This window comes from Yoonia sp. (genome assembly GCF_036007805.1).
Lineage (GTDB): Bacteria > Pseudomonadota > Alphaproteobacteria > Rhodobacterales > Rhodobacteraceae > Yoonia.
Window position 1 is genome coordinate 1 of sequence record NZ_DASYOK010000116.1, and the last position, 7,241, is coordinate 7,241.

Below are 7,241 nucleotides of genomic sequence, written 5' to 3' on the forward strand. Positions count from 1 at the left end.
GGCCCCTGTTGCAAGGCCAAGCGCGAGCGCAGCACTGGCCAATAGTGTTTTCGTTGTCATGTGTATCCCCTTGGTGGTCTTGTTGTCGCCTCAACGTGAGGCATGGAAAGATTGTCCCAGTGATCCGGGCGCACGTCCAGCCCGCATAATAACCAGAACCGCGATAGTCGCCAGATAAGGCGCCATAGAAAGATACTCGACACCGATGGCCGCACCCGCTGCTTGCAGGTTAAGCTGCAACACAGTGACACCGCCGAACAAATAGGCACCGAGTAAAAGCCGCCCCGGACGCCAGCTTGCAAAGACGACAATGGCCAGTGCAATCCAGCCTGCGCCGGCGGTCATCCCTTCGGTCCATTGCGGCACGCGCACAAGGCTCAGGTAGGCGCCGCCCAAGCCCGCACAGGCCCCGCCGAACATGATCGCCAGCATCCGCACGCGCACAACGTGATAGCCGAGCGCATGGGCCGCTTCGTGGTTCTCACCGACTGCACGCAGGATCAGCCCTGCGCGTGAATAGCGCAGAAATGCCCAGACGGCCGCGACAAGCGCGATCCCCACATAGACCATCGGATCATGCTGAAAAACAATCGGGCCAATCACCGGAATATCGCCCAAGATCGGGATATGCCAATCCGGAAAGGCGGGCGCCTTGATCCCAATATAGCCCTGGCCCATCAAGGCCGACAGCCCCAGCCCGAAGAGTGTCAGCGCAAGACCGGTTGCCACTTGATTGGACAGCAAAAACTGGGTCAGAAAGCCAAAGATGAGTGAAATAAGCGCACCGCCAAGGGCGGCGCCCGCAAATCCCATCCAAGGTGAATTGGTGCCGACCGCCACGACAAAGCCGCAGACAGCCCCGGTGATCATCATCCCCTCGACACCAAGGTTCAGAACGCCTGCACGTTCGACCACCAGTTCGCCAATCGCGGCGAGCATGATCGGCGTTGCGGCGACCATCAGGGAGGCGAGCAAAAGGACGGGGTTGATCGAAGAGAGGTCCATCAGTGCGCCTTTCTTGCCAAGGTGATCCGGTAGTTGGTCAGCACATCCACCGCGAGCAGGAAGAATAATAGCATGCCTTGTAAAATCTGGATCGCGGCAATCGGCAGGCCCAGATTGGACTGGGCGATCTCGCCGCCGATATAGGTCAGTGCCATCAGACCGCCTGCCAGCAAAATTCCGACGGGGTGCAGACGTCCGAGGAAGGCCACGATAATCGCGGTAAATCCGTAGCCTACGTTAAAGTCGATACTGACCTGCCCGGCAGGTCCCGCAACCTCGAACAATCCCGCAAGCCCCGCCAAAGTGCCCGAAATCCCCATACAGATCAGGATCAGTCTGCCGGGGTTCACCCCCGCGAACCGCGCGGCTCGCGGGCTTTGCCCCGAGAGGCGCACGTTGAACCCGAAGATGTGACGCGACAGGGCGATATAGGCAAAAATCACAGCGATCAGCGCGGTAACAACCCCCCAGTGCATGCCTGCGGATTGATTGATCCAGCTTGTGGCGGATGGATATTGCGCGAGATTCCGGCTGCCGGGAAAACCCATACCTTCGGGGTTGCGCAGCGCACCCAGCGCCATTGAGGCCAGCAATTGCTCGGCCACATAAACCAGCATCAACGACACAAGGATCTCGTTGGTGCCGAATTTGACCCGTAGCAGGCCGGGGATCATCGCCCACAACAGCCCGCCCAATGCACCCGCGACAACCATCAATGGCAGGATAATGAAACTCTCCATCGGATAGAAGGCGAGGCCCACAGCAGCCCCACAAATCGCACCGACGATATACTGTCCCTCGGCCCCGATATTCCAAATGCCTGCGCGAAAGCCAAAAGACAGACCAATCGCGATCAGCACCAAAGGCGCGCCCTTAATCAAAAGCTGCGGGCGATAAAACCATGAAAACTCGGAGAAGAGCGGATCAAAGAAGATGGTACGGATCGTCACCAGTGGATCTTGGCCAAGGGCTGCGAACAAGACGCCACCAAAGAACATGGTCAAAAGCACCGCGACAATCGGGGTGGCAAAGGTCCACCTTTTTGAGGGCTGCGGGCGCTTTTCCAGCTTAATCATGCGCGGCCCCCTGACTTTCCATGTCCAATCAAACTTCCGCCGGAGGCATCCTTACGCATCAACATGCGCCACCTCCATATCGTGGGCACCACCCAGCATTAGACCAATCTCTTCCACCGTCAGTCCCGCAGCAGGACGCGGCGCCGAAAGCCGCCCTTCGTTCAACGCGGCAAAGCGGTCGGAAATCTCCATCAACTCGTCCAGATCCTGGCTGATCACAATCACCGCCGCTCCCTTGGCCGCCAGATCAAGCAGCGCCTGCCGGATCGCCGCTGCCGCTGATGCATCAACACCCCATGTCGGCTGGTTCACGACCAGTACCTCGGGGGCTTGCATGATCTCGCGGCCGATTACGAATTTCTGCAGGTTTCCGCCGGACAGTGACCGCGCCGCATTTTGCGGCCCCGGCGTGCGCACGTCAAAAGCGGCAATCACCCCTTCGGCGAATTTCCGTGCTTTGGCCCAATGCAGGAACCCGTTTGTCGTCAGTTTCTCGCGCGTCATGGCTGTCAGGATTGCGTTTTCCGTGAGGCTCATATCAGGTGCCGCGGCATGGCCCATCCGTTCTTCGGGGGCTGCCAGAATGCCGATCTTGCGCCGCGCATTTGGGGCGAGGTGGCCGATTGGCTGGCCCTTGTAGCTGATCATTGCCTTTACCGTTTTCATTTCACCCGACAAGGCCGCGACTAGCTCGTCCTGTCCATTGCCTGCAACGCCACCAATCCCCAGCACCTCACCCTTGCGCACCTCCAGGACGATATCCCGCAAAGGTGTGCCAAAACGATGCGGTGCCTTCGCGCTCAGCTTCTTGAGCGCCAGAACGGTTTCACCTGCAGGCTTGTCTTCTTTGTGGGGCACATGCAGCGTGCTGCCCACCATCAGTTCCGCCATATCCCGCGCCGAGGTCGTGCGTGGATCACAGGTGCCGACGACCTGCCCCAGCCGCAGGACCGTGGCATTGTCACAAAGTGCGCGGATTTCTTCGAGCTTATGCGAGATATACAGGATCGCCGTACCTTCGCCGCTCAGCTTGCGCAGCGTTTCAAACAGGATCGCCACTTCTTGCGGGGTCAGGACCGATGTCGGTTCATCCATGATCAAAAGCTTGGGGTCCTGCAACAGGCAGCGAATGATCTCAACCCTTTGGCGCTCACCTGCCGACAGCTCACCTACGATCCGGTCGGGATCAAGCGGCAGACCGTATTGATCCGATACCTGCCGGACTTGTGCCGCAATCTCTGCCTGGGGCGGCGGGTTCTCCATGCCAAGCGCGATGTTCTCGGCCACGTTCATCGCATCGAAAAGCGAGAAATGCTGGAACACCATCGCAACGCCAGCCGCACGGGCGGCGCGTGGTTCGGCGGGCTGAAATGGTTCGCCTTCCAACGTCATCGTCCCGCTGTCAGGTTTGACCAATCCGTAGATGGTTTTTACCAATGTCGATTTGCCGGCCCCGTTTTCGCCCAAAAGTGCATGGACTTCTCCGCGCCCGATATCAAAGGAGACGTCCTTGTTGGCGATGACACCGGGATAGGCTTTGGTCAGCCCCCATAGGCGCAACAGCGGTTCCGTCATGCAGTGCGCTCCCTTGTCTGGCGTGCCTGAGGGCTAATCATCGCAGTTGCGACGCCAAGTGCAATCGCCGCAGGGTGTTTTCCAAGTGCGGGATCCCCGATTGGACACGCGATGCGCGAGATTTGGGCGGGCGTATGCCCCAATGCCGCGAGGCGCGACCTGAATCGCGCCCATTTCGTCGCCGATCCGATCAATCCCGCACTGTGAAAGTCATGGTTCAGCAGTGCGTGGCAGAGGGCGAGGTCCATTTCATGGCTATAGGTGAGAATCAGGTGATCGGCGTCGGTGGGGGCATGTTTGACAATCAGGGCAGGGTCTTTGGCGACAAGAGTTGTCACATCGGTCTCTGGAAAGCGTTCGGGACCTGTATCCACCCAAGTGATCTCGAAATCCGGCAAAGGTGCCATCACGTTGACCAGAGCGCGCCCGACGTGGCCCGCGCCGTAAATCCAGAGCGGACGGGCAGGGGGGGCGGTCATCGCCTCCGCCTCTTCCCACAAAAGGCTGACCGATCCACCGCAACATTGGCCGAGTGCGGGGCCAAGCGGTACCGTTGCGCTATGGCTTTGGCGTCCGTCACGCAGCATCCGGCGCGCTTCGGCCATCGCCTCCCATTCCAGCGTGCCGCCTCCGATTGTCCCTTCGCTCCGGTCCGCCCAAACGAGCATTTGTGTCCCCGCTTCACGTGGTACGGACCCCGCGGTTTTCGTCACCGTGATACGAATTGCCGTCATGCGCGCGCCCTTTTAACAGCGCGCAGCACTTCTTCGGCAGTCGCGGGGGCCTGCAGGTCGGGGTAGGCGTTGCCACAGGCGGCGACCGCATCCGACAACGCGAGAAACGCTGAAGTGCCCAGCATGAAAGGCGGCTCACCTACCGCTTTGGAGCGATAAATGGTCTGGGCGGGGTTCGGTTGATCCCAAAGAGCCACGTTGAACACATCGGGCCGGTCCGAACAGGCAGGTATTTTATAGGTCGCAGGCGCATGGGTACGCAGACGCCCCTTGTCATCCCAGACCAGCTCTTCGGTGGTCAGCCACCCGGCACCTTGGACATAGCCGCCTTCGACCTGCCCGATATCCAGTGCGGGGTTCAGCGATGCGCCCGCATCATGCAAGATGTCGGTGCGCAGGATGCGGTTTTCCCCCGTCAGCGTATCGATCACCACCTCGGTTACGGCTGCACCTTGGGCGAAATAGAAGAACGGCGTGCCGGTGCCTTTGATGCGGTCCCATGCCAGATCAGGTGTTTTGTAAAACCCTGTGGCGGAGAGGCTCACGCGGTTAAGATAGGCGGTTTGTGCCGCCTCAGCGAAACTCATTTGAGCGGCACCGACAAAGACGCGGCCGTTCTCAAAGCGCACGTTGTCTGCGTGCGTCTGGTGCAGTTCTGCAAGACAGGCCGCAATCCGGTCACGAATGATATCGCAGGCATTGGCCACCGCCATCCCGTTCAGATCCGTCCCTGATGACGCCGCCGTCGCCGAGGTGTTGGGCACCTTGCCGGTATCCGTGGCGGTGATCTTGATCGCCGAAACGTCTATGCCAAAGCGGTGAGCGGCGACCTGCGCCACCTTCTGAAACAGCCCTTGGCCCATTTCTGTCCCGCCGTGGTTCATATGGACCGAGCCGTCCTGATACACATGCACCAGCGCGCCCGCCTGGTTAAGGTGGGTCAGGGTGAAGGAAATCCCGAATTTCACAGGGCTGAAGGCGATCCCTTTTTTGAGCACCTCCTGGCCCGCGTTCCACTCGGTGATGGCGGCACGGCGGGCGTGATAGTTGGAGGACGCCAGCAGCGCCTCGGTCATCTCGTGCAGGATGAAGTCCTTGACGGGCATGTGGTAGGGCGTCGTCTGAACGGCGGGTTTGGGTGAATGCTCCGCGCCAAACCGCTGGCCGGTTCCCGGCCCTTTGGCCTGCATTCCCGCATAGTAATTGCGCTGACGTACCACGACAGGATCAAGGCCCAGTTCGGCGGCAATATGATCCATCACCCGCTCGATCCCCAGCACCCCCTGCGGGCCGCCAAAGCCGCGAAAGGCGGTGGCGGACTGTGTATTGGTCTTGAACCTGTGCGAAGTGATCCGCGCGGCGGGCAGGTGATAGGCGTTGTCGGCGTGCAGCATCGCGCGGTCGGCCACGGGGAGTGACAGATCAAGCGCCCAACCGCAGCGTGTCATCTGGGTGAAATCAACGCCGGTGAGGCGCCCCTCACCATCAAAGCCTGCGTCATAGGTGATCCTGAAATCGTGCCGCTTGCCGGTGATCATCATGTCATCGTCACGGTCATAGCGCATCTTGCATGGCTTGCCTGTCAGCCGCGCGGCCACGGCGCAGCCGACCGCCAGCGCATTGCCTTGGCTTTCTTTGCCGCCGAACCCGCCCCCCATGCGGCGCACTTCACAGCGCACGGCATGCATCGGAACGCCCAGTGCCTCGGCCACCTTGTGCTGGATTTCGGTCGGGTGTTGGGTCGAACTCTGCACGACCATGTCCCCGCCTTCCTGCGGCAGAGCCAAGGCCGCCTGACCTTCAAGGTAGAAATGTTCCTGCCCGCCCATAGTGATCGTTCCCGTGATGCGGTGTGGCGCGGTGCTCAGGGCGCTTTCCACATCACCTTTGGTCCAGATGCGGGGGCCGTCTTCAAAGCGGCTATCGGCGGCGATTGCATCTTCGATTGTCAGGATCGGCGTTTCTTCGGCGTAGTCGATCGTCGCCAACCGCGCAGCCTTGCGCGCTGCCAGATGCGACTGTGCGACCACCAGAAAGAGGGGTTGTCCATAATAATGCACACGCCCTGTTGCCAGCAGCGGCTCGTCATGTGCCGATGGCGAGACATCATTGGCAAAGGGCAGATCATCTGCTGTCAGCACAGCGACAACACCGGCGGCGCTCTTCACCTTTTCAAGGTTCATCGCGCGAACGGTCCCGCAGGCGATCTCGGCCATGCCAAAGGCCAGATGCAACGTGCCCGCCGGTGTCGGGATATCGTCGATATAGCGTGCTGCCCCCGTCACATGCAGGGTTGCGGCATCATGGGGGAGGGGGTTGGCAACGCTCATGCTCTCACCTCCAAAACAGAGGTGGCCTGACCGCTGAGGTCCGCAAAATAGCGCTGCAACAGGTTCTGCGCGACCTTCAGGCGGTAATCCGCGCTGGCGCGCATGTCGGACATGGGCGTGTAGTCCTGCGCAAAAAGGCCGGCGGCATCTGCGATTGTCGCAGACGTCCACGGCTGGCCGATGAGCGCCGCCTCAACCCCATGCGCGCGGTGCGGAGTGCCCGCCATGCCGCCAAAGGCGATGCGTGCCTCGCTGACAACGCCGTCCACAACAGTGACATTGAAGCAGCCGCAAACCGCCGAGATATCCTGATCAAAGCGTTTCGAGATTTTATAGCAGCGCAGTGCGGGTGCGTTCTTGGGCAGCGTCACGCCAGTCACCAACTCGCCCGGGGCACGGTCCTGTTTGCCGTAGGCGATAAAGAAATCTTTGATTGGCAAGTCACGCGTCTTGGTGCCGTGGCGCAGGTGCAAGGTAGCGTCCAGTGCGATGAGCGCGGGTGGATTGTCGCCGATGGGCGA

Annotated in this window: 6 protein-coding genes; all 6 read right to left on the reverse strand. The window is 60.5% G+C overall.

What is annotated here, in order from left to right; genetic code table 11:
• Window positions 1-90: 90 nt before the first annotated feature.
• Window positions 91-1,005 carry an ABC transporter permease gene (locus tag VGP75_RS06555; protein ID WP_327542887.1) on the reverse strand — a complete coding sequence of 305 codons (915 nt, stop codon included), beginning with the start codon at window positions 1,003-1,005 and terminating at the stop codon, window positions 91-93.
• Window positions 1,005-2,081 (reverse strand): ABC transporter permease, encoded by a 1,077-nt coding sequence (locus VGP75_RS06560; protein WP_327542888.1) that lies wholly within the window; start codon window positions 2,079-2,081, stop codon window positions 1,005-1,007. The genes VGP75_RS06555 and VGP75_RS06560 overlap by 1 nt, the downstream gene beginning before the upstream one ends.
• Window positions 2,082-2,132: 51 nt before the next feature.
• Window positions 2,133-3,656, reverse strand: a complete 1,524-nt coding sequence (locus VGP75_RS06565) for an ABC transporter ATP-binding protein (RefSeq protein ID WP_327542889.1) — start codon at window positions 3,654-3,656, stop codon at window positions 2,133-2,135.
• A complete protein-coding gene (gene xdhC, locus VGP75_RS06570) occupies window positions 3,653-4,390 on the reverse strand; it encodes a xanthine dehydrogenase accessory protein XdhC (RefSeq protein ID WP_327542890.1) in 738 nt (245 codons plus the stop codon). Before xdhC ends, VGP75_RS06565 begins: the two co-directional genes overlap by 4 nt.
• Window positions 4,387-6,720 (reverse strand): xanthine dehydrogenase molybdopterin binding subunit, encoded by a 2,334-nt coding sequence (gene xdhB / locus VGP75_RS06575; protein ID WP_327542891.1) that lies wholly within the window; start codon window positions 6,718-6,720, stop codon window positions 4,387-4,389. Before xdhB ends, xdhC begins: the two co-directional genes overlap by 4 nt.
• On the reverse strand, window positions 6,717-7,241 hold a 525-nt coding region (locus tag VGP75_RS06580), incomplete at its 5' end, for an FAD binding domain-containing protein (protein ID WP_327542892.1). The genes xdhB and VGP75_RS06580, both read right to left, overlap by 4 nt.